The 20,312-nt window shown below is 72.9% G+C and carries 17 protein-coding genes and 1 pseudogene; 12 read left to right on the top strand and 6 right to left on the bottom strand.

The window, feature by feature from the left end; translation table 11 throughout:
* Positions 1–109 precede the first annotated feature (109 nt).
* Positions 110–1,075 carry a LysR family transcriptional regulator gene (locus ACGF4C_RS27205; RefSeq protein WP_393569417.1) on the bottom strand — a complete coding sequence of 322 codons (966 nt, stop codon included), beginning with the start codon at positions 1,073–1,075 and terminating at the stop codon, positions 110–112.
* Positions 1,076–1,175: 100 nt separating this feature from the next.
* On the opposite strand from ACGF4C_RS27205, the gene ACGF4C_RS27200 reads away from it, so the two are divergent.
* On the top strand, positions 1,176–2,387 hold the full coding sequence (locus tag ACGF4C_RS27200) for a M6 family metalloprotease domain-containing protein (protein WP_393569416.1): 1,212 nt from the start codon (positions 1,176–1,178) through the stop codon (positions 2,385–2,387).
* A 77-nt stretch (positions 2,388–2,464) separates the two neighbouring features.
* Here the strand turns inward: ACGF4C_RS27200 and ACGF4C_RS27195 are convergent, their stop codons facing one another.
* From ACGF4C_RS27195 to ACGF4C_RS27175, 5 genes are all read right to left on the bottom strand, one after another.
* Positions 2,465–3,493: an ABC transporter ATP-binding protein gene (locus ACGF4C_RS27195; RefSeq protein ID WP_393569415.1), complete on the bottom strand. Its 1,029-nt coding sequence runs from the start codon at positions 3,491–3,493 to the stop codon at positions 2,465–2,467.
* Positions 3,490–4,554 carry an ABC transporter ATP-binding protein gene (locus tag ACGF4C_RS27190; RefSeq protein WP_393569414.1) on the bottom strand — a complete coding sequence of 355 codons (1,065 nt, stop codon included), beginning with the start codon at positions 4,552–4,554 and terminating at the stop codon, positions 3,490–3,492. The genes ACGF4C_RS27195 and ACGF4C_RS27190 overlap by 4 nt, the downstream gene beginning before the upstream one ends.
* Positions 4,554–5,540: an ABC transporter permease gene (locus ACGF4C_RS27185; protein WP_393569413.1), complete on the bottom strand. Its 987-nt coding sequence runs from the start codon at positions 5,538–5,540 to the stop codon at positions 4,554–4,556. The genes ACGF4C_RS27190 and ACGF4C_RS27185 overlap by 1 nt, the downstream gene beginning before the upstream one ends.
* Complete coding sequence (locus ACGF4C_RS27180) at positions 5,537–6,343, bottom strand: ABC transporter permease (protein WP_234326595.1); 807 nt, start codon at positions 6,341–6,343, stop codon at positions 5,537–5,539. The genes ACGF4C_RS27185 and ACGF4C_RS27180 overlap by 4 nt, the downstream gene beginning before the upstream one ends.
* A 164-nt stretch (positions 6,344–6,507) precedes the next feature.
* Positions 6,508–8,253, bottom strand: a complete 1,746-nt coding sequence (locus tag ACGF4C_RS27175) for an ABC transporter substrate-binding protein (RefSeq protein WP_393569412.1) — start codon at positions 8,251–8,253, stop codon at positions 6,508–6,510.
* 231 nt (positions 8,254–8,484) lie between these two features.
* Here ACGF4C_RS27175 and ACGF4C_RS27170 point away from each other — a divergent pair, with 231 nt between their 5' ends.
* The 11 genes and pseudogenes from ACGF4C_RS27170 to ACGF4C_RS27120 all read left to right on the top strand — a co-directional run.
* Positions 8,485–9,855 (top strand): aminopeptidase P family protein, encoded by a 1,371-nt coding sequence (locus tag ACGF4C_RS27170; protein ID WP_393569411.1) that lies wholly within the window; start codon positions 8,485–8,487, stop codon positions 9,853–9,855.
* A 130-nt stretch (positions 9,856–9,985) separates the two neighbouring features.
* On the top strand, positions 9,986–11,146 hold the full coding sequence (locus tag ACGF4C_RS27165; RefSeq protein ID WP_393569410.1) for an NAD(P)/FAD-dependent oxidoreductase: 1,161 nt from the start codon (positions 9,986–9,988) through the stop codon (positions 11,144–11,146).
* 57 nt (positions 11,147–11,203) lie between these two features.
* Positions 11,204–11,527, top strand: coding sequence for a (2Fe-2S)-binding protein (locus ACGF4C_RS27160; RefSeq protein WP_030413894.1), 324 nt, complete (start codon positions 11,204–11,206; stop codon positions 11,525–11,527).
* Positions 11,505–13,079 (top strand): NAD(P)/FAD-dependent oxidoreductase, encoded by a 1,575-nt coding sequence (locus ACGF4C_RS27155; RefSeq protein ID WP_393569409.1) that lies wholly within the window; start codon positions 11,505–11,507, stop codon positions 13,077–13,079. The genes ACGF4C_RS27160 and ACGF4C_RS27155 overlap by 23 nt, the downstream gene beginning before the upstream one ends.
* A gap of 100 nt (positions 13,080–13,179) precedes the next feature.
* The gene (locus ACGF4C_RS27150) at positions 13,180–14,100 is read left to right on the top strand and encodes a dihydrodipicolinate synthase family protein (RefSeq protein ID WP_393569408.1); all 921 of its coding nucleotides are present in this window, start codon (positions 13,180–13,182) and stop codon (positions 14,098–14,100) included.
* A gap of 13 nt (positions 14,101–14,113) precedes the next feature.
* Entirely contained in the window at positions 14,114–15,118 is a 1,005-nt protein-coding gene (locus ACGF4C_RS27145) for a proline racemase family protein (protein WP_393569407.1), read from the top strand.
* Complete coding sequence (locus tag ACGF4C_RS27140) at positions 15,115–16,497, top strand: aldehyde dehydrogenase family protein (RefSeq protein WP_393569406.1); 1,383 nt, start codon at positions 15,115–15,117, stop codon at positions 16,495–16,497. Before ACGF4C_RS27145 ends, ACGF4C_RS27140 begins: the two co-directional genes overlap by 4 nt.
* A gap of 83 nt (positions 16,498–16,580) precedes the next feature.
* Positions 16,581–17,297: a GntR family transcriptional regulator gene (locus ACGF4C_RS27135; RefSeq protein ID WP_393569405.1), complete on the top strand. Its 717-nt coding sequence runs from the start codon at positions 16,581–16,583 to the stop codon at positions 17,295–17,297.
* Positions 17,298–17,459: 162 nt separating this feature from the next.
* Positions 17,460–18,725: an alpha/beta fold hydrolase gene (locus ACGF4C_RS27130; protein WP_393569404.1), complete on the top strand. Its 1,266-nt coding sequence runs from the start codon at positions 17,460–17,462 to the stop codon at positions 18,723–18,725.
* 339 nt (positions 18,726–19,064) lie between these two features.
* On the top strand, positions 19,065–19,643 hold the full coding sequence (locus ACGF4C_RS27125) for a sensor histidine kinase (protein WP_393569403.1): 579 nt from the start codon (positions 19,065–19,067) through the stop codon (positions 19,641–19,643).
* A 447-nt stretch (positions 19,644–20,090) separates the two neighbouring features.
* Positions 20,091–20,312: pseudogene (locus ACGF4C_RS27120) on the top strand (hypothetical protein); the annotation flags it as partial.

The following is a 20,312-nucleotide window of genomic DNA, read 5'->3' as shown; positions in this document are numbered from 1 at the left end:
TGACCGGCAGGTGCACGCCATGTGATGCGTAACGTAATAATGTGAAATTGCACTGACAAGCCCTTTGTCGGGGTGCATTTCACGGAAATCCCTTGCGCCGCCCCTTGGTTCAGACCAGAGGCCGCGCCGCGTCCGGATACCGTTGCCGCCAGCGGGCGTACGCCGGACTGTCGGCGCAGTCGCGCACATAGCCCTCGCGCACCCGCCGCAGGATCGTCCGGCCGTGCCGGGCGAGCGGGCCGTCGCGGTGCCAGGCCAGCAGATGGCGGTACCACAGGGGGTTGCCGGCCAGCGGGCGCACCGCCACCCCCGGTACCTCGATGAAGGTGGCCTGACAGAGGCTCACCGCCAGGCCGGCCCGGACGATCTCGATCAGCTGCCGCCCCTCCGCCTCGTAGGGCACCCGGGGCCGACGGTCGGTCAGCGCGAAGACCGACGACCAGTACTCGCGGGTGCGGTCGCTGTCCGGACGGGGCGCGGCCCAGTCCTCCCCGGCGAGCTCGGACAGGCTCACCTCCTCCCGGCCCGCCAGGCGGTGGCCGGCGGGCAGCAGGGCGAAGACGGGCTCCGTGACGAGCGGGTGCAGCAGCACGCCGTCACGGGGCGGCGGCTCCTGGCCGGGGTGGTCACCGAGGACGGCGGCCTCCAGACGGCCGGCGCAGAGGTCGTCCAGCAGCGGCCCGGGCGCGTACCGGCAGCGGGCGGTCACCTCCGCGTCCGGCAGCAACTCGCGTACGGCCAGCAGGAGATGACCCAGCAGCGGGGCGCCCACCGAGCCGACGCGGAGGCGGGCGGGCGCCGCGGCCCGCCGCGCCGCCCGGTCGGTGTCGGTGAGGAGCTGGTCGACGCCGGGCAGGATGGCGCGGGCGTGGGCCAGCACCAGATCGCCCAGCGGGGTGGGCGCGGAGCCCGCCCGCCGGCGGTCGAACAGCGCGCCGCCCAGGAGGGTTTCGATGCGCCGCAACTGGGCGCTGAGGCCCGGCTGGGTCATCCCGAGCGACGCGGCGGCCCGGGTGAGGCTGCCGGCCTCGGCGATCGCGCACACCACCCGCAGATGCCGTATCTCCAGATCCATGGCGCGGATGTTATGGACCGGCGGGAGGTTCCCGACAGGGTGTGGCAGCCCTCAGTCTCATGTGACATCTCACACTGCACCCCCCAGGGAAAGGTCCCAGATGACGAAGGCGTTGCACCCCGCCCGCCGCCGACCCGCACCGCTGCTCGCGGCCGCACTCGCCGGCCTCCTCCTCCCCCTCACCGGCGCCCCGCACGCCGAGGCGTCCCATGTGCCCAAGCCGGCGGACCGCGCCACCGACTGTGCGCTGCCGGGCGCCACCGGATGGACGGACGAAGGCCATGACACCGACCGCTCCGTGTTCCAGCGCCCCTCCGGGACCCGCAAGGTCGGCATGATCTTCGTGGACTTCCCGGACGCCCCCGCCACCGAGTCCCCGGCCGACGACGCGGCCCGGATCACGCCCGGCGCCAACTGGCTGTGGCAGGCGTCGTACGGCAAGGCGTGGCTCGCCATCTCCCAGCACCGGCACTGGGTACGGATGCCCCGCAAATCCACCGACTACGGCTTCGCGCGCGGCCTCAGCCACGAGGCGCACGAGGCGTACATCAAGGACGCCGTGGCCGCCGCCGACCCGGACGTGGACTTCTCCGCGTACGACATGCTGTACGTGGTCCCGACGAGGAACGCCTCGGCCATCTCCTTCACCCCCACCTATGTGTACGAGCCGGGCGCGGCCGGCGTCGTCGCCGACGGGAAGCGCATCAAATGGGCCGTCACCTTCGGCCAGGACATGTGGCACTGGGGACCCAAACTGGTCGGCCACGAGACCGCGCACACCTTCGGGCTGCCCGACCTGTACGCCTTCGACCCGGGCAACGACACGCACCGTTTCGTGGGCGGCTGGGACGTCATGGGTCTGATCAGCGGGGCCGGACCGCAGTACTTCGCCTGGGAGTCGTGGAAGCTCGGCTGGACCGCCGACAGCCAGGTCGTCTGCCGGGCCTCGGCGGGCAGCGACACCGTCCGGCTCACCGCCGTCGAGTACGGCAGCGGCACGAAGATGGCCGTCATCCGCACCGGCCCGACGTCGGCCTACGTGGTCGAGTCCCGGCGGGCGGCCCGCGCGGACACCGGCCTGTGCGCGACCGGCGCGCTCGTCTACAAGGTCGACTCGTCCGTCGAGACCGGCAAGGGCCCCGTCCAGGTCATGGACGCCAGGCCCGATGCCACCCCGGCGCAGGGCTGCCGGCCCTTGGACGACGCGCCGTACGGAGCCGGTGAGTCGTTCACCGACGCGGCCGCCGGTGTGCGGATCGACGTGCTGAAGGCCGGCGCCTACGGGGACACGGTGCGCATCACGAAGTCGTAAGTCACCCTGGAACCAAGCGGGTTGACTGTGCCCCGGCGCCGAGGCGGACGCCGGGGCACAGCCGTGTGCGGGGGCGGTCAGACCGTCTCGGGGAAGTGGCAGGCGACCTGGTGCCCGGGCCCGGACTGCTCCGCTCCGCCCAGGACCGGGGCCTCGGTCCGGCAGACGGCCTGGGCCTTGGGGCAGCGAGGGTGGAAGGTGCAGCCGGGCGGGGGAGCCGCGGGGCTCGGCGGATCGCCGAGCAGGGTGATGCGCTCCCGGGCCCGTTCGGCGACCGGATCGGGCAGCGGTACGGCGGACAGCAGCGCCCGGGTGTAGGGGTGTGCGGGAGCCGTGTAGACCCCTTCCTTCGGGCCGATCTCGACGATGCGGCCCAGGTACATCACGGCGACCCGGTCGCAGACCCGTTTGACCACGGACAGGTCGTGCGCGATGAAGAGGTAGGCGAGCCCCAGTTCCCGCTGGAGCCGCTCCATCAGGTTGACGATCTGCGCCTGTACGGAGACGTCGAGCGCCGAGACCGGTTCGTCCGCGACGACCAGGCGCGGGCCGGTGGCCAACGCCCGGGCGATGCCGACCCGTTGTGCCTGGCCGCCGGAGAACTCGTGCGGATACCGGTCGAGGTGCTCGGGGATGAGCCCGACCAGCTGCATCAGATCGGCGGCCCGGCGGCGGGCGTCGACCGCCGAACTGCCCTGCGCCAGAAGGGGTTCGGCGATGATCCTGGCCACGGTCTGACGCGGGTTGAGGGAGGCGTGCGGGTCCTGGAAGACCATCTGGAGGTGGCGGCGCAGCGGATGCAGCTCGCGCTGGCCGAGGTGGCTGATGTCGCGGCCGTCGAAGCAGATCGAACCGCTCGTCGGCTCCAGGAGCCGCACGATCATCCGGCCGGTGGTGGACTTCCCGCAGCCCGACTCCCCGACCAGACCGAGCGTTTCGCCCGCGGCCACCTCGAAGCTGACGCCGTCGACCGCCCGGACCGGCGCCGTACGGCCCCGCTTGCCGGGAAAGGTCCGGGTCACCTCATGGACGGACAGCAGCGGGGCCGGGCCCCGGGACGGGGCGCCGGCGGCGGCCGGGGGCGGGGACGTACGGGGCGTCGTCATGGTGTGACCTTTCGGATCTGGTCCGGGCCCTCGGACCGCGGGTGTCCCGGGGCGCCGGGTGCGGGGGCCGGGCCGAGCGGCAGATGGCAGGCGACCGCGTGCCCGCCGGAGTCGACCAGGCGGGGCCGGTGACGGGTGCACCGCTCCCGATCGGCCCAGTCGGCCGCCGCCGCCCGCGGGCAGCGGGGCGCGAACGCGCAGCCCGGTGTGGGGGTGAGCAGCGAGGGCGGACTGCCGGGGATCGCGCGCAACGGGGCGTCGTCGGCGTCGTCGAGCCGGGGGAGGGAATCGAGCAGGCCGCGTGTGTAGGGGTGGGCCGGGGCGGCGAACAGCGCCTCCACCGGGGCCTGTTCGGCCGCCCGGCCGCCGTACATGACCAGGACCTCGTGGGCGACCCGGGCGACCACCCCGAGGTCATGGGTGATCAGGACGACGGCGAGCGAACGTTCCTCCTGGAGCCGGGCGAGCAGCTCCAGGATCTGGGCCTGGACGGTGACGTCCAGAGCGGTCGTGGGCTCGTCCGCGATGAGCAGGTCGGGTTCGCAGACCAGGGCCATGGCGATCATCACCCGCTGCCGCATGCCACCGGAGAACTGGTGCGGGTACTCGCCCGCCCGGCGCTCCGGCTCCGGGATCCCGACCTCGGCGAGCATCTCCACGGCCCGCCGCCGGGCGGCGGCGCGGCGCGAGCCGAAGTGCACCCGGTGGTGCTCGGCCAGCTGCTCGCCGACCGTGTAGTAGGGGTGGAGGCTGGAGAGCGGGTCCTGGAAGACCATCGCCATCCGGCGGCCGCGGAGCCGGCTCAGCTCGCGCTCGGGAAGCCCGACCAGCTCCCGGCCCTCCAGGGCGATCGAACCGCTGACCTCGGCCGCGGTGTGCAGGCCCAGCACGGCCATCGAGGTGACCGACTTGCCGGAGCCGGACTCGCCGACGATGCCGAGGGTGCGGCCGCGGCGGACCTCGAAGGACAGGGAGTCCACGGCGTGCACGGGGCCGTGCCGGGTGGCGAAGGTCACCGCCAAGTTCCTTACGGCCAGCAGGGGTTCGGTGGTGGTGGCCATCACAGCCTCACTCGGGGGTCGACGACGGCGTACAGGAGGTCGACGGCCAGGTTGGCGACGACGATGAACGTGGCGGCGAGCAGCGTCACCCCGAGGATCACCGGCTGGTCACCGGTGGTCAGGGCGCCGTAGAAGAGCCGCCCGATGCCCGGGAGGCCGAAGAGCGACTCGGTGATCACCGCGCCGGCGAGCAGTCCGCCCAGGTCCATGCCGAAGAGGGTGAGCAGGGGCGTCATCCCGGCCCGCAGGCCGTGCTTGACGACGACGGTGCGGCGCGGCAGGCCCTTGGCGCGGGCCGTGCGGATGTACGGCTCCGCCATCGTCTCGATCATCGAACTGCGGCTCTGGCGTGCGTACATGGCCGCGTACAGGAGGGCGAGCGCCAGCCACGGCAGCAGCAGGTTCGACGCCCAGTGCGCGGGGTCCTCGGCGAAGGAGACGTAACGCGGATAGGGGAGCAGGCCGGCCACCCGGATGAGGCCGTAGATCAGCATCATCGAGGTGAAGTAGACGGGCAGCGAGGCGGCGCCGACCGCCCCCACCATCAGGGCGCGGTCGACGAGCGTGTCCTTGCGGAGGGCCGCGACCACCCCGGCGCTCAGCCCGAGCACCAGCCACAGCACGGCCGCACCGACGGCGAGGGACGCGGACACCGGCAGCCGGTCCACGAGGAGGTCCCAGACGGCCTCGCTGTTCTCGTACGAGTAGCCCAGGCACGGGAAGTCGCAGTGCAGGGTGTAGCGACCACTGCCCATCGTGCGGCCGGTGAAGATCCCGGAGACGAAGTCCCAGAACTGCCGCCACACGGGCTCGTCGAGCCCCATATGTGCCCGGATCGCTTCCAGGCGCTCGGTGCTGCACGACTTGCCGCAGGCCGCGGCGGCCGGGTCGGAGGGCAGGACGTAGAAGATGGTGAAGGTGACCGCGGCGACGGCGATCAGCACTCCGACGACGGCCACCAGGCGCCGCAGCGTGTAGCGGATCATGTGCGGCTTCCCCTCGGATCGAGGACGTCGCGCAGGGCGTCGCCGAGCAGTGTGAACGCGAGGACGGTCAGGAACAGGCAGGCGCTCGGGATGACGAAGTACATGGGGTCCGTGTCGTAGAAGGAGACGCTCTCGGCGATCATCTGGCCCCAGGAGGGGGTGGGCGGCCGCACCCCGACGCCCAGGTAGCTCAGCGCCGCCTCGGTGGCGATCATCCCGGGAATGAGGAGGGTGGTGTACGCGATGACGGGCCCGGCGACGCCCGGGAGGACGTCGCGGGTGAGGATCCGCCAGGGCCCGGAGCCGCCGACGCGGGCGGCGTCGACGTACTCGCGGTGCTTGAGGGAGAGGGTCTGGCCGCGCACCACGCGGGCGATGCCGGGCCAGCCGAAGAGGCCGATGACGGCCGTCATCAGCAGGATCCGGTTGACGTCCTTGGCCACCGACATCATCGCGATCATGAAGATGAGGGAGGGAAAGGACATGGTGAGGTCCATCAGGCGGGAGAGCAGGGCGTCGGTGCGGCCGCCGAAGTAGCCGGCCGCGATCCCGGCCGCGGTCCCGGTGAGGACGACGATGGCGGTGGCGGTGAGGGCGATGAGCAGGGAGACCTGGGCGCCGTGCACGACCCGGGCGAACAGGTCGCGTCCGGTGACCGGTTCGACGCCCAGCCAGTGGTCGGCGGAGATCCCGCCGAGCGGTCCGAGGGGCGTGCCGCCGAGGTACGGATCGACGGCGGACTTGTCGAACGCATCGGGCGACCAGCCGCCGAGCGCGCTCAGCAGGGGGGCCGCGGCCGCCATGAACAGGAACAGCCCGATGACGGCGAGGGAGATCTTCACGGAGGCGCGGCGGAGCAGTGCGCGGCGGACCAGCTGCCCGGGGCGGCCGGACGCGGCGGACAGGACGGCCGCCTCCGGGGCGAGCGGCTCGGGTGCGGGGGAGGACATGATGGGCTCGACCCTCCTCAAGTCAGGCTCTTGGCGGGGTCCTTGAGGCCGACGGACGCGTAGTCCAGCTGGCCGCCGAAGGAGGTCTGGCCGTAGGCGCCCGCGATGTTGCCGCCGAGCACCAGGGGCCAGCGGCGCACCAGGACCGGGACGGCGGGGGCCTTCTTGAGGATCTCCCCGTCGAGTTGCCGCCACGCCTGGTCGGCCCGCCGGGCGTCGGTCATCGCGGCGATCTCGTCCATCCGCCGCATGGTCGGCCGGTCGCGGAAGAGTGAGTGGTTGCCGGAGTTGCCCTTCTCCTTGATGTACCGGCCGTCGAAGACGAACGGCAGGAAGGTCGAGCCGGAGGGATAGTCGGGGCACCATCCGGTGAAGACCAGATCGGTGCGGTTCTTGGTGTCGCCGATGGTGGCGTAGAACGCGGACGGGTCGACGGTGTTGATGGCGACCTTGATGCCGGCCTTGGCCAGGGACTGCTGGATGGCCTCGGCCCGCCCCTTGTCGCCGGAGGACACGGTGATCTCCGTCGAGAAGCCGTCCGGCCTGCCCGCCTCCTTCAGCAGCTGCTTGGCCTTCGCCACGTCTCCGGTGGCCGGGATCTTGAGGGTGTCGGGCTGCTTGCCGCCGAAGAGCGTGGCCGGCATGTAGGCGGTGGACAGGTCGTTGAAGGCCGGGCCGCCGGACGCGGTCAGCACCGAGTCCCTGTCGAGGGCGTACTGCACCGCCCTGCGCACCCGCACATCGGTGAAGGGCTTCCGCCCGGTGTGCATCTGGACCATGTCCGTGCAGTTCGTCGACTCGGCCAGCAGGCGCGCCCGGACGTCGGCGCGCGGCAGCACCTTGGCCGCGCTCTCCGGGCGCAGCGCGTACCAGGGAACGGCGGAGGCGTCCGGGCCCTGGCCGGCGATGAGCCGGTCGTCGATCTGGTTGGCCTTCAGGCCCATCTCCACCACCAGCCGGTCCGGATAGGCCTTGCGCACCGGGTCGGTCTTCGGGTCCCAGTGCGGATTGCGGACCAGCACGAGCCGCTTGCCCCGCCCGTACGACTCGATCTTGTACGGTCCCGAGGAGAACGGCCGGTTGTCGTAGCGCGGTCCGTTGTCGCGGGCCCGGGGGACGGGCGCGAAGGTCGGCATCACGGTGGCGTCGGGGAACTCCGCGAAGGGCTTGCGCAGTTCGAAGACGATGGTGTGGTCGTCCGGGGTCTTGACGGAGGCGAGGTGCCGGCCGTCCGCGGGGCCCTGGTACCCTTCGGCGCCGGCGAGGTAGCGGGCCGCGTAGTCGGCGCCGCCGGGCAGGTCGGGCGAGAAGGACCGCTCCACGTTGTACTTGATGTCCTGCGCGGTGACGGGTGTGCCGTCCTCGTATCTGACGCCCTTCTTGAGATGGAAGGTCCAGGTCCTGGCGCCGTGGGACGGGGTGCCGAGGTCGGTGGCGAGGTCGGGGACGAGGGTCCCGCCCGCGGGGCCGGGCGCCGCCCGGTAGGTCACCAGGGTGCGGTAGAGCAGGCGGGTCCCGAAGTCCATGTCGTTCATGACCCAGTTGCGGGCCGGGTCGAGGTGGGTGAAGTCCTGGTTGGACAGGACGGTGAGGGTGCCGCCCCGCTTCGGGGTGCCGCCGACGACCTTGCCCTGGTTGACCAGGGCGGGGTTCTTGCCGCGGCTCCTGCCGTCCGCGGAGTCCTTGCCGCCGGCACAGCCGGCCGTGCCGAGGGCGAGGGCCGCCGCGAGGGAGACCGCGGCGGTACGGGTGCGCTTGTTCATCAGTGGTCACTCCGAGAACAGTCGGACAGCCGTCAGGCTGGAATGTGACCCGTAACATAGTAATGTGAAATTGCACTGACAAGGTGTCGATCGCCCCGTTACCCAGCTGTGCCCGAGTGAACCACCGCCAGAAGCGGCACATTTGCCCTCAACCCGCTTCCGCAATCCGCTCTGCGACCCGCACCGCACCCCTTCTGCAAGAACCCGCACCGCAACCGAGGAGGAGAACCCATGACGGAAGCTGTTCCCACCGCCCCGCGCACCGTCAGCCACGACCTGCCCGTCACGCCGGAGCTGGAGCGGTTCCTGGCGAGCGGCTGGGCGGCGACGCCGCTGCCGGACGCCATCCGGCTGCCCGCCGCCGACGTCACCCCCGCCCGCCGGCAGCGCCTCTCCGCCCGCTTCCCCGGCGAACGGCTGATCGTCCCTGCCGGCGAACTCACCGTCCGCTCCAACGACTGCGACCACCGCTTCCGGCCGCACAGCGCCTACGCCTGGCTCACCGGCCTGACCGGCGAGGACCAGGCGGGACACGTCCTGGTCCTGGAGCCGGACGGGCCGCACCGGCACGAAGCGGTCCTGTACGTCCGCCCCCGCTCGCCGCGCAACGACAGCGGCTTCTGCCGGGACCGGCGGTACGGCGAGTTCTGGGTCGGCCGCCGCCCCGACCTCGCCGAGGCCGAGCGCATGACCGGCATCCGCTGCGTCCACCTGGACGACCTCGACGCCCTGCCCCCGGGGCGCAACGCCGCCACGGACGCCCAACTGGCTTCCGCCCTCAGCGAGTTGCGGCTCGTCAAGGACATCTGGGAGGTCGAGCAGCTGCAGCTCGCCGTCGACCACACGACCGCCGGGTTCGGGGACGTGGTCCGCAGCCTTCCGCGCGCCCTCGCCCACCCGCGCGGTGAGCGCTGGATCGAGGGCGTCTTCGGGCTGCGGGCCCGCGCCGAGGGCAACGGCACCGGCTACGAGACCATCGCGGCCGCCGGCGCGCACGCCTGCGTCCTGCACTGGATACGCAACGACGGCCCGCTGGACGCCCGCCAGTTGCTCCTCCTGGACGCCGGCGTGGAGACCGACACCCTCTACACCGCCGACATCACCCGCACCCTGCCGCTCTCCGGACGCTTCTCCCCGGTGCAGCGGCAGGTGTACGACCTGGTGCTCGCGGCCCAGGAGGCGGGCATCGCCGCGCTGAGGCCGGGTGCCCGGTTCCGTGACTTCCACCGCGCGGCGATGCGGGTGATCGCGGAGGGGCTCACCGAATGGGGTGTCCTCAAGAGCCCGGAAGGGGACTTCCACCGCCGCTACACCCTCTGCAGCAGCGGGCACATGCTCGGGCTCGACGTGCACGACTGCGCCCAGGCACGGGCCGACGCCTATCTGGACGGGGTGCTGGCGGAAGGTCAGGTACTGACGGTCGAGCCGGGGCTCTACCTCCAGCCGGACGACGAGACGCTCCCGCCCGACCTGCACGGCATCGGTGTACGGATCGAGGACGACCTGGTGATCACGGCGGGCGGGGCGCGGCTGCTCTCGGGCGCGCTGCCGCGGACGCCGGACGCGGTGGAGGCGTGGATGGGTGAGCTGATGGCGGGCTGAGCCGATGGTGGGCTGAACCCATCGGCCACCTGGGGCATTTCCGGTCCGGTTTCCGGGCCGCGGGCAAGGGAATTGGCGTCGGGCCGGGAGATCTCTTGGCAACGCAGGTGCAATGTGAAATATTACTGACGTGCCCACGAGAAACTCTCCGGATCTCCTCGTCATCGGGGCTGGCGTGGTCGGCGCCGCCTGCGCCTACTACGCGGCCCGGCGCGGTCTGCAGGTCACCGTGCTCGACCGCGGCTCCGTCGCCGGCGGCACCACCGGCGCCGGCGAAGGCAACCTCCTGGTCTCCGACAAGGAACCCGGCCCCGAGCTCGAACTTGCCCTGTACTCCACCCAATTGTGGCGCGAACTGGCCGAGGTGCTGCCGTCACGGATCGAGTACGAGGCCAAGGGCGGCCTCGTCGTCGCCTCCGACGAGCAGAGCCTGACCGCGCTGCAGGAATTCGCCGCACGGCAGACGGCGGCCGGGGTCGCCGCGGAAGTGGTGCCCGGCGGGCGGCTCCGCGAGCTTGAACCGCACCTCACCCCCGGCCTCGCGGGCGGCGTCCACTACCCGCAGGACGCCCAGGTGCAGCCCGCCCTCGCCGCCGCCCACCTGTTGCGCGCGGCCGGCGACCGGGTGCGCCTCCGGCTCGGCGAGGAGGTCACCGAGATCCTCACCGGCGCCCACGGCGAGGTGCGGGGCGTGCGGACGCCCTCCGGTGACCTCCACGCTCCCTACGTCGTGAACGCGGCGGGGACCTGGGGCGGCGAGCTGGCCCGGCTCGCCGGCGTGGAGCTACCGGTGCGGCCCCGGCGCGGCTTCGTGCTGGTCACCGAGCCGCTGCCGCGCCTGGTGCGGCGCAAGGTGTACGCCGCGGACTACGTCGCCGACGTCGCCAGTGACTCGGCGGCCCTGCAGACCTCCGCCGTCGTCGAGGGCACCCCGGCGGGCCCGGTCCTGATCGGCGCGAGCCGGGAGCGGGTCGGATTCGACCGTTCGCCGTCCGTGGAGGTGCTGCGCCGCCTCGCCGGACAGGCGGTGGAGCTCTTCCCGGTCCTCGCCACGGTACGGGCCGTGCGGACGTACCCGGGCTTCCGCCCCTACTTGCCCGACCACCTGCCCGCGATCGGGCCCGACCCGCGCAGACCGGGGCTGCTGCACGCCTGCGGCCATGAAGGTGCGGGCATCGGCCTCGCCCCGGCCACCGGACGGATCATCGCGGAGGCCCTGACGGACGGCGAACTCCCGCTGGACATCAGCCCGTTCCGACCCGACCGGTTCGGCGGGGGAGAAGCGGGATGACCGCCTTGTCGACCCCGCACCGACCCCGCACCGACCCCCTGCGAAAGGAGCCGTGTCATGGCGCGTGACCGCAGCCCCGCCGAGCTCGTCGGCGCGGTGCCCGACGCCGCGTTCGAGATCACCTTCGACGGCCGCCCGATCGTCGCGCTGCCCGGCCAGTCCCTGGCCGCCGTGCTGTGGGCCGCCGGCATCCTCGCCTGGCGCACCACCCGCGTCGGCGGCCGGCCGCGCGGCGCCTTCTGCGGCATCGGGCACTGCTTCGACTGCCTCGCCACCGTCAACGGGGAACCCAACCGCCGGGCCTGCCTGGTCCCGGCGCGGCCCGGCGACGCCGTCACGACCCAGGAGGGACACGGCCATGCCGAACTCGGTGACCGGTGACCCGGAGTACGACCTCGCGGTGATCGGGGCCGGCGCCGCTGGCCTCGCCGGTGCCGTCACCGCCTCCGAACTCGGCCTGTCCGTCGCACTGTTGGACACCTCCACACAACCGGGCGGGCAGTTCTACCGGCACCCCGCCCCGGCCCTCGGCGCCACCCGCCCCGAGGCCCTGCACCACGACTGGTCCACCTTCACCGGCCTGTGCCGCCGGCTGGCCGACAGCAGCGTGACCCACCTCGCCGGCCACCACGTCTGGACCGTCGTCCGCGCGGAGCCGAAGGGCTTGTGGGACGTGCACGCCGTCATCGGAGCGGACGGCGACGGGGAGCGCCCGGTCCGGGTGCGAGCCCGCGCGGTGCTGCTCGTGACCGGCGCGTCCGAGCGTCAACTCCCTTTCCCCGGCTGGACGTTGCCTGGTGTGGTGAGTGCCGGGGGAGCGCAGGCGATGCTGAAGTCCGGCCTGGTGCTGCCCGGCATGGGGGCCGGAGCGAAGCCGAGGGCTGGGATTGGGGTCTCCCCTGCTCGAGCGAAGCCGAGAGCTGGGGGAAGGGTGGTGGTGGCGGGCAGCGGTCCGCTGCTGCTGGCCGTCGCCGCCTCGCTCGCCAAGGCGGGGGCCCGCGTCCCGGCGGTGGTCGAGGCATCCGGCTACCTCGGCTACGCCCGCCACCCCCGCACCCTCGCCGCCAACGCCCACAAGATGGCGGAGGCAGCGCTGCACGGCACGGCGCTGCTGCGGTACGGAGTGCGGCTGCGCACGCGCAGCGCGGTGACCCAGGTGCACGGGTCCGACCGGGTGGAGGCCGTCACGGTCTCCCGGCTCGACCGCGACTGGCGGCCCGTACGGGGGTCCGGCCGCCACATTGCCTGCGATGCCCTGGCGGTCGGCTTCGGCCTCGTCCCGCAGCTCGAACTCGCCACCGGCCTGGGCTGCACCACCCGGCGCACCGCGGACGGCAGCCACGCCCTCGCCCTCGACGCACAGCAGGAGACCTCGGTACCCGGCATCTGGGCGGCGGGCGAGGCGGGCGGCATCGGTGGCGCCCAACTAGCCTGGGTGGAAGGCGAGTTGGCGGGACTCGCGATCGCGGCCCGGCTGGGCGGGCGGCCCCCGCTCGCCGGGAGCGGCCGGGTCCGTACGCTGCGCCGGCGGCGCGACCGCATGCGCGCCTTCGCCTCCGTGATGGCCGCGGCACACGCACCCGGTGCCGGGTGGAGCCGGTGGCTCGACGACAGCACGGACGTGTGCCGCTGCGAGGAGGTCAGCGCCGGCCGCATCCGCGAGGCGGTCACCGATTTCGGTGCCCGGGACGCCCGCACCGTCAAACTCCTCACCCGCGCCGGCATGGGCTGGTGCCAGGGCCGGATCTGCGGCGCGGCCGTGGCCTGCCTGGCCGCGGAGGGGGCGGGGGAGAAGCTGCCGCCGTCTCCCGAGCGCCGGCCGCTGGCGGTACCGGTCCGGCTGGAAGTGCTCGCCGCCCTCGCCGAGACGGCCGCGTCGGAATCCGGCAGGCCGGAGGGAGGCGCCGATCCGGAGGAGGGAGCCGGCGCCTGACGGACGCCCGCACCCCGCGGCACCATGCACCACCTCATGCACCACCTCATGCAATGTCACACGCCACAGTAAGCGTCATACGTCACAGAAGGGTTCCTTCATGACCACCGCCTCCACCGCCACGACCTGGAGCGCCGAACGCCCCTGGCGCGGCATCATGGTCGCCACCGCCCTCCCGCTGCGTGCGGACCGGTCCGTCGATCACGACGCCTACGCCGCACACGTCCGCTGGCTCCTCGACAACGGCTGCGACGGCGTCGTACCCAACGGCTCCCTGGGCGAGTACCAGACCCTGACCGACGAGGAACGTGCCCGTGTGGTGCGCACCGCCGTCGAGGCCGCCGGGGACGGTGCCCGCGTGATGCCCGGCGTGTCCGCATACGGCAGCGCCGAGGCGCGCCGCTGGGCCGAGCAGGCCGCCGAAGAGGGCTGCGGCAGCGTGCTGCTGCTGCCGCCCAACGCCTACCGCGCCGACGAGTCCGCCGTACGCGCCCACTACGCCGAGGTCGCCAAGGCCGGCGTGCCGATCGTGGGCTACAACAACCCCATCGACACCAAGGTCGACCTGACCCCGGCGCTCCTCGCCCGCCTCCACAACGAGGGCAGCATCGTGGCGGTCAAGGAGTTCACCGGCGATGTGCGCCGGGCATACGAGCTGGCCGAACTCGCCCCCGGGCTGGACCTGTTGATCGGCGCCGACGACGTGCTCCTGGAGCTCGCACTGGCCGGCGCCGTCGGCTGGATCGCCGGATACCCCAACGCCTTCCCCGCCGCCTGCGCCGAGCTCTACCGTGCCGCCGTGGCCCAGGACCTGGACACCGCCCTGCCGCTGTACCGTTCCCTGCACGGCCTGCTGCGCTGGGATTCCAAGACCGAGTTCGTGCAGGCCATCAAGCTGTCCATGGACATCGTCGGCCGCCCCGGCGGCCCCACCCGGCCGCCGCGGCTGCCGCTGCCCCCCACCGTCGAGGCCGAGGTGCGGGCAGCCACCGAGAAGGCCGTCGCGGCCGGCCACCGCTGACCGGGAGGAGATCATGCGCACCCGCCACGTCTTCCACGCCGTCGACTCACACACCGAAGGCATGCCCACCCGCGTGATCACCGGTGGTGTCGGGGTGATCCCCGGCACCACCATGGCCGAGCGCCGGCTGCACTTCATCGAGCACCTGGACCACCTGCGCACCCTGCTCATGTACGAGCCGCGGGGCCACGCCTCCATGAGCGGCGCCATCCTCCAGCCCCCGACCCGGCCCGACGCCGACTACGGCGTGCTGTTCATCGAGGTCTCCGGCCTCCTGCCGATGTGCGGACACGGCACCATCGGGGTGGCCACCGTCCTCGTCGAGACCGGCATGGTCGAGGTCATCGAGCCCGTGACCACCGTCCGCCTCGACACCCCCGCCGGCCTGATCAGCGTCGATGTGCAAGTCGAGGACGGACGGGCCACGGCCGTCACCCTCACCAACGTGCCCGCCTTCTGCGTCGGCCTCGACCTCACGGCGGAGGTGCCGGGCCACGGCACGGTGACGTACGACCTCGCCTTCGGCGGGAACTTCTACGCCTTCGTCGACCTCGACGCCCTGGGGCTGCCGTTCGACCGCGCCCGCAAGGACGATCTGCTCGCCGCCGGGCTCGCCCTCATGGACGCGATCAACGCCTCGCCCGACCGGCCGGTCCACCCGACCCGGCCGGAGATCGCGGGCGTCAAACACGTCTACCTCGCCGCCCCGGGCGCGGACGCCCACCACTCCCGGCACGCCATGGCCATCCACCCGGGCTGGTTCGACCGCTCGCCGTGCGGCACCGGCACCAGCGCGCGGATGGCCCAGTTGCACGCCCGAGGTGCCCTGCCCCTGCACCGCGACTTCGTCAACGAGTCCTTCATCGGCACCCGGTTCACCGGGCGGCTCGTCGAGGAGACGGAGATCGGCACAGTGCCCGCCGTCGTGCCCCGCATCACCGGGCGGGCCTGGATCACCGGCACCGCCCAGTACTTCCTGGACCCCGACGACCCCTTCCCCGGAGGTTTCCTCCTGTGAGCACCGCCCTGGCCCCGGTTGTCTCCCGCAACCCGGCCGACCCCTCCGACGTGGTCGTGGAGACCGCCGCGCCCGGCGCGTTCGCCGCCGCCGACGCCGTCGAACGCGCCCGCACCGCACAGCCCGGCTGGCTGCTCGGCGGTGCGGCCGCCCGCGCGGCCGCCCTCGGTGCGATCGCCACCGCCGTCGAGGCCGCCGCGGACGAGCTGACCGCGCTCGCCGTACGCGAGGTGGGCAAACCGGTCACCGAAGCCCGCGCCGAGGTGGCCCGCACCGCCGCGATCTGGCGCTACTACGCCCAGGCCCCGCACGACCCCACCGGTGCCGTCCACGAGACGGCCGCCGGCCCGGGGCTGCTGCTGACCCGCCGCCGCCCGCACGGCGTCGCCGGCCTGATCACCCCCTGGAACTTCCCGTTCGCCATCCCCACCTGGAAGGCGGCCCCCGCCCTCGCAGCCGGCAACGCGGTCGTCCTGAAACCCGCACCCGACGCCACCGCCTGCGCGCTGCGCCTGGCCGAGATCGTGCAACGGGCCCTGCCCACCGGGGTGTTCACGGTGCTGCCCGGCGGCGCCACCGAGGGCGACGCCGTTGTCTCGTCCGCCGACGTCCTCTCCTTCACCGGCTCCACCGCGGTCGGCCGGGCCGTCGCAGGGACCGCCACCGCCCGGGGGGTCCCCGTACAGGCGGAGATGGGCGGGCTGAACGCGGCGATCGTCCTGCCGGACGCCGACATGGACACCGCGGCCGCACACCTCGCCGCCGCGATTGCCGGATACGCCGGCCAGAAGTGCACCGCCACCAGCCGCGTGATCGCCGTGGGCGCCGCCCTCGCACCGCTGCGCGAGGCACTCGCGGCCCACCTGCGGGCCCTGTCGGTGGGCGCCCCCACCGACCCCGCCACCGTCTGCGGCCCCCTCATCAACGAGCAGGCCCGCGACCGCGTCGTCGAGGCCCGCCGGGGCCTGCCCGACCTCGTGACCACCCCCGCGCCCACCGGGAGCGACGGCTGGTACGCGGCACCGGCCCTGCTGGAGAACGTCCCCCCGGACCACCGGCTCCTGCACGAAGAGACCTTCGGCCCGGTCGCCGTACTGCTCCACGCCGACGACCTGGACGGGGCGGTGCGGATGACCAACTCCGTTCCGTACGGCCTGGTCACCTCGGTGCACACGGCATCCTTGGACACCGCCCTGCACGGACTCGACCGGCTCGACACCGGCATGATCCGGATCAACGCCCCGTCCACCGGCGTCGACTTCCACCTACCGTTCGGCGGCACCAAGGCATCCAGCCACGGACCGCGCGAACAGGGCCGCGCCGCCCTGGACTTCTACACCTCGACCCGCACCTACACCCTCGCCCCCGCACACCCGTAGCCACCTGCGAAAACAACGTGACATTGTACGCTGGTGATCCGCTCGGCCACGAGGGACAAGGGCACGAAGGGAAACACCACGTCATGGGCCACCTCACGCAGCGCAACCTCAACACCACCAGGGAGCGCCTGCGCGACCAGGTCGCCCACCACCTGCGGGCGGCCCTGATCTCGGGCGAACTCCGCCCCGGCGAGGTCTACTCGGCGCCCGGCCTCGCGGAGGACTTCGGCATCTCCGCGACGCCGGTGCGCGAGGCGATGCTCGACCTGGCCCGCGAAGGTCTGGTCGAGCCCGTCCGCAACAAGGGATTCCGGGTCACCGAGGTCAATGAGCGCGACCTCGACCAGTACACCGAGATCCGCACCCTCATCGAGGTCCCCATGATCGGCCGCATCACGCGCAGCGCCTCCCGCGAGGACCTGGAAGCGCTGCGCCCGGTCGCCGAGGAGATCGTGCGCGCCGCCCGCGACCACGACCTCATCGGTTACCTCGACGCCGACCGCCAGTTCCACCTCTCCCTCCTCGCGCTCGCCGGAAACGACCGGCTCGTGGAGACCGTCGGCGACCTGCGCAAGCGCTCCCGCCTGTACGGCCTGACCGCCCTGGACGAACGCGACCAGCTGCTCCCCTCGGCCGAGGAGCACATCGAACTCCTCGACCTCATGGTGGCCGGGGACGCCAAGGCCGCCGAGAAGTGCATGGCCCGCCACCTGGGCCATGTGCGCTCCCTGTGGGCGCAGAGCGCACAGGACCGCATCCCCGCCCGGCGCGGCCGCAACGTCCGCCTGAGCTCCCGCTGACGACCGGACCACGCCCTGGGCATGCCGGGCAGTGCCGGCCCGTGCCGGCCCGTGCACAACACCGCGTTATGGCCGGGCGGGAGTTCCGGCGGCGCCGGCGGTGACCGCAGACTGTCCCGGACCGGTCGGACCCCACCTCACCCACGCGCCCGGGAAGGGCCCATGAATCCCGCATACGCCACCGTCGACCACACCTTCACGGTCCCCCTGGACCACGCCGCCCCCGGCGGCGACACGATACGGATCTTCGCCCGCGAGATCAGCGACCGCTCCCGCGCCCACGAGAAGCTGCCCTGGCTGCTGTATCTGCAGGGCGGCCCGGGCGGCAAATCCCCCCGCCCGTCGGCCACCTCGCCCGGCTGGCTGGCCCACGCGCTGACCACGCACCGCGTCCTCCTCCTCGACCAGCGGGGCACCGGCCGCTCCACCCCCCTCACCGCACGGGCCGCCGCGCGCTTCCGGGATCCGGCCCAACTCGCCGCATACCTGGGCCACTTCAGGGCGGACGCGATCGTCGCCGACGCCGAGCTGATCCGCCACACGCTGTGCGGCGGGGAACCCTGGGAGACACTCGGCCAGAGCTACGGCGGCTTCCTCACCCTCACCTACCTCTCCCAGGCCCCGGAAGGACTCCGGGCCTGCTACGTCGCCGGCGGCCTGCCCGGCCTCACGGCCACCGCGGACGACGTCTACGCCCGCACCTATCCACGCGTGCGCGACCGGGTCCACGAGTTCTACGCCCGCTATCCCGACGACGCCCGATGCCTGCGTCAGCTGGCCGATCTGCTCACCGCGCAGGACATCCGCCTGCCGGACGGGGACCGGCTCACCGTCCGCCGGCTGCGCACCCTCGGTCTGCTGCTCGGCATGGGCGACGGGTTCGAGCGCCTGCACTGGCTGCTCGACGAAGCTCTGGACGCTGCCGGCGAACCGACCGACACCTTCCTGTACCAGGTGATGAACCTGACGGGCTTCACCGACAACCCGCTCTACGCCGTCCTCCAGGAAACCCTGTACGGCCAGGGCGCCGGCCCCACCGGCTGGGCGGCCTCCCGTGCCCTCGCCGCCTTCCCCGAATTCACCGAGGCCGCGGACCCGCTGCTGCTCACCGGCGAGATGATCTACCCCTTGATGTTCGAGGACATCCGCGGTCTGCGTCCCTTCGCGCAGGCCGCCGACCTGCTCGCCCGGCGCACCGACTGGTCGCCCCTGTACGACCCGGACCGCCTCGTCGCCAACCGGGTCCCGCTCGCCGCGATCGTCTACCACGACGACATGTACGTGGACGCCGGGCTGTCCCTGGACACCGCCCGCAAGATCGGCGCCGCCCGGGTCTGGGTCACCAACGAGTGGGAACACGACGGGCTCACCGCCTCCGGCGACCGCGTCCTCACCCGCCTGATGGACCTGGCCGCGGGCCGCGCCTGACACCACCCCTTGGGACCTCTCCGCGGAGCCGCTGTCTCTCCGGAGCCTCTGTCTTTCGGCAGAGGGCAGGTCGCCCCCAGGGAGTAAGAGGACCCCGCACCGGGCCCCCGATGATCGACCGCATGTCCACCAGCGCTCCGCCCGCCTCCGCACACCCTCCCCCTGCCCGCAGCCTCTTCGCGGGCCCCGGCGAGGACGGGCGGCAGCTGTGGCGGGCGGTGGGCGAGGCGGTGCTGGCCCTGGTGCTGGTGGTGCTCGTCCACCAGGGCGAGTCGGAGATCGGCACCAGACTGAGGGGCGGGGCGGCGGCCCTGGGACTCCGTGGGCGTCCTCGGCCCGTTGGGACGGGACACCGGAACCGGTGCGCTGACGGATGCCACCGGCACGCGCGCGGACATCGAGGCACTCATCGCGGAGTCGCGCAGCGGCGGTATCCCCGTCGAGTTCTCCTGGGAAGGACCCGATCTCGATGCGCGGCCGGCCCGGGTACGCCGGGCGGTCCACCGGGTGGTGCGCGAGTCGCTGACCAACGTCCACCGGTACGCGGCCGGGGCCCAGGTCACCGTGACCGTGCGCCACGGCGACGCGCTGGTCGAGGTGCGGGTGCACAACGACGTGCCGCCCGTCCCGCCCGCCGCCACGACCGGGTTCGGCACCGGGCGCGGGCTGATCGGGCTGCGGGAGCGGGTGACCCTGCTCGGCGGTGACCTGGAGGCGGGCCGCACGCCGGACGGCGGCTTCGCCGTGGCGGCCGACATCCCCGCCGCCCCCCCCGGTTCGGCGCGGAAACGGCGGACGTGCAGCCGTACGAGACCGAACCGGCCGTCGCCGACGGACCCGGCAGCGGGCTCTCCACCTTCCAACGGCGCCTCGCCGGGGCCGCCACCGGGCTGCTCGGCCTCGCGGGGGTGGGCGTGATGATGCTGTTCGGCGTCGCGCTGGTGGTCGGCGCGTACGGTCCGGTGTACCACCGGCCCGAAAGACCCACGTCAGGTCGATCCTGGAGAAGACCGGCTGCGGCAGCCGCGTCCAGGCCGCACTGCTGGCGCACCAGGCAGGACTCATGAACTGACCACCCGGCCGGCGCCGTTGGCTTCCTCTCCCAGCAACGCCTCCGCCAGGCACGCACCTCAAGAGCGTGGCCGTCTCACCCGGCGTGGCCTCGCCATTCCCGTCTGTCCGTATTCCTGCCCGCATTCCCGGAGCGGATGAACAGATGCGGGCCACCGTCTCGACGACCCTCCGTCGACGCTCTGACCACGCTGCGAAGTTCCGCCGCCCCGACGGAACCGCGGCGTTGATCATCTCATCTCACAGGACGTCCCGATAGGGGGCGTCTGGGCAATAAACGGGATTGGTTCAGTTATGCGGGAATTCAGCCGTAGGGGCATGCTCGGCCTCGGCGCAGGAGCGGCGGCGGCGCTGTCGGTTGCCGGGTGCTCCTCCGCCGGTTCGTCGGGCTCGGACAAGGTCGGGACCATGCACGGAAACGAGGTGCAGGGCCGGCCGATCGGGGACGGGTCGACGGCGTTCACGGGTAAGCAGCCTCATCAGCCGTCCAGGCCGGAGCGGTTGGCGCCGGGGCAG

Source organism: Streptomyces sp. NPDC048197 (genome assembly GCF_043202395.1).
In the GTDB taxonomy this organism is placed as follows: Bacteria; Actinomycetota; Actinomycetes; order Streptomycetales; family Streptomycetaceae; genus Streptomyces; species Streptomyces siderophoricus.
Note: the sequence above shows the minus strand (reverse complement) of the source record. Positions and strands in the feature narration are given on the sequence as shown.

Coding starts and splice junctions, on each gene's coding strand:
- ACGF4C_RS27160 (WP_030413894.1), top strand. CDS start 11,204: ATGGCGCGTGACCGCAGCCCCGCCGAGCTCGTCGGCGCGGTGCCCGAC.
- ACGF4C_RS27130 (WP_393569404.1), top strand. CDS start 17,460: ATGAATCCCGCATACGCCACCGTCGACCACACCTTCACGGTCCCCCTG.
- ACGF4C_RS27145 (WP_393569407.1), top strand. CDS start 14,114: ATGCGCACCCGCCACGTCTTCCACGCCGTCGACTCACACACCGAAGGC.
- ACGF4C_RS27200 (WP_393569416.1), top strand. CDS start 1,176: ATGACGAAGGCGTTGCACCCCGCCCGCCGCCGACCCGCACCGCTGCTC.
- ACGF4C_RS27190 (WP_393569414.1), bottom strand. CDS start 4,554: ATGGCCACCACCACCGAACCCCTGCTGGCCGTAAGGAACTTGGCGGTG.
- ACGF4C_RS27180 (WP_234326595.1), bottom strand. CDS start 6,343: ATGGCGGCCGCGGCCCCCCTGCTGAGCGCGCTCGGCGGCTGGTCGCCC.
- ACGF4C_RS27150 (WP_393569408.1), top strand. CDS start 13,180: ATGACCACCGCCTCCACCGCCACGACCTGGAGCGCCGAACGCCCCTGG.
- ACGF4C_RS27195 (WP_393569415.1), bottom strand. CDS start 3,493: ATGACGACGCCCCGTACGTCCCCGCCCCCGGCCGCCGCCGGCGCCCCG.
- ACGF4C_RS27205 (WP_393569417.1), bottom strand. CDS start 1,075: ATGGATCTGGAGATACGGCATCTGCGGGTGGTGTGCGCGATCGCCGAG.
- ACGF4C_RS27185 (WP_393569413.1), bottom strand. CDS start 5,540: ATGATCCGCTACACGCTGCGGCGCCTGGTGGCCGTCGTCGGAGTGCTG.
- ACGF4C_RS27175 (WP_393569412.1), bottom strand. CDS start 8,253: ATGAACAAGCGCACCCGTACCGCCGCGGTCTCCCTCGCGGCGGCCCTC.
- ACGF4C_RS27135 (WP_393569405.1), top strand. CDS start 16,581: ATGGGCCACCTCACGCAGCGCAACCTCAACACCACCAGGGAGCGCCTG.
- ACGF4C_RS27155 (WP_393569409.1), top strand. CDS start 11,505: ATGCCGAACTCGGTGACCGGTGACCCGGAGTACGACCTCGCGGTGATC.
- ACGF4C_RS27170 (WP_393569411.1), top strand. CDS start 8,485: ATGACGGAAGCTGTTCCCACCGCCCCGCGCACCGTCAGCCACGACCTG.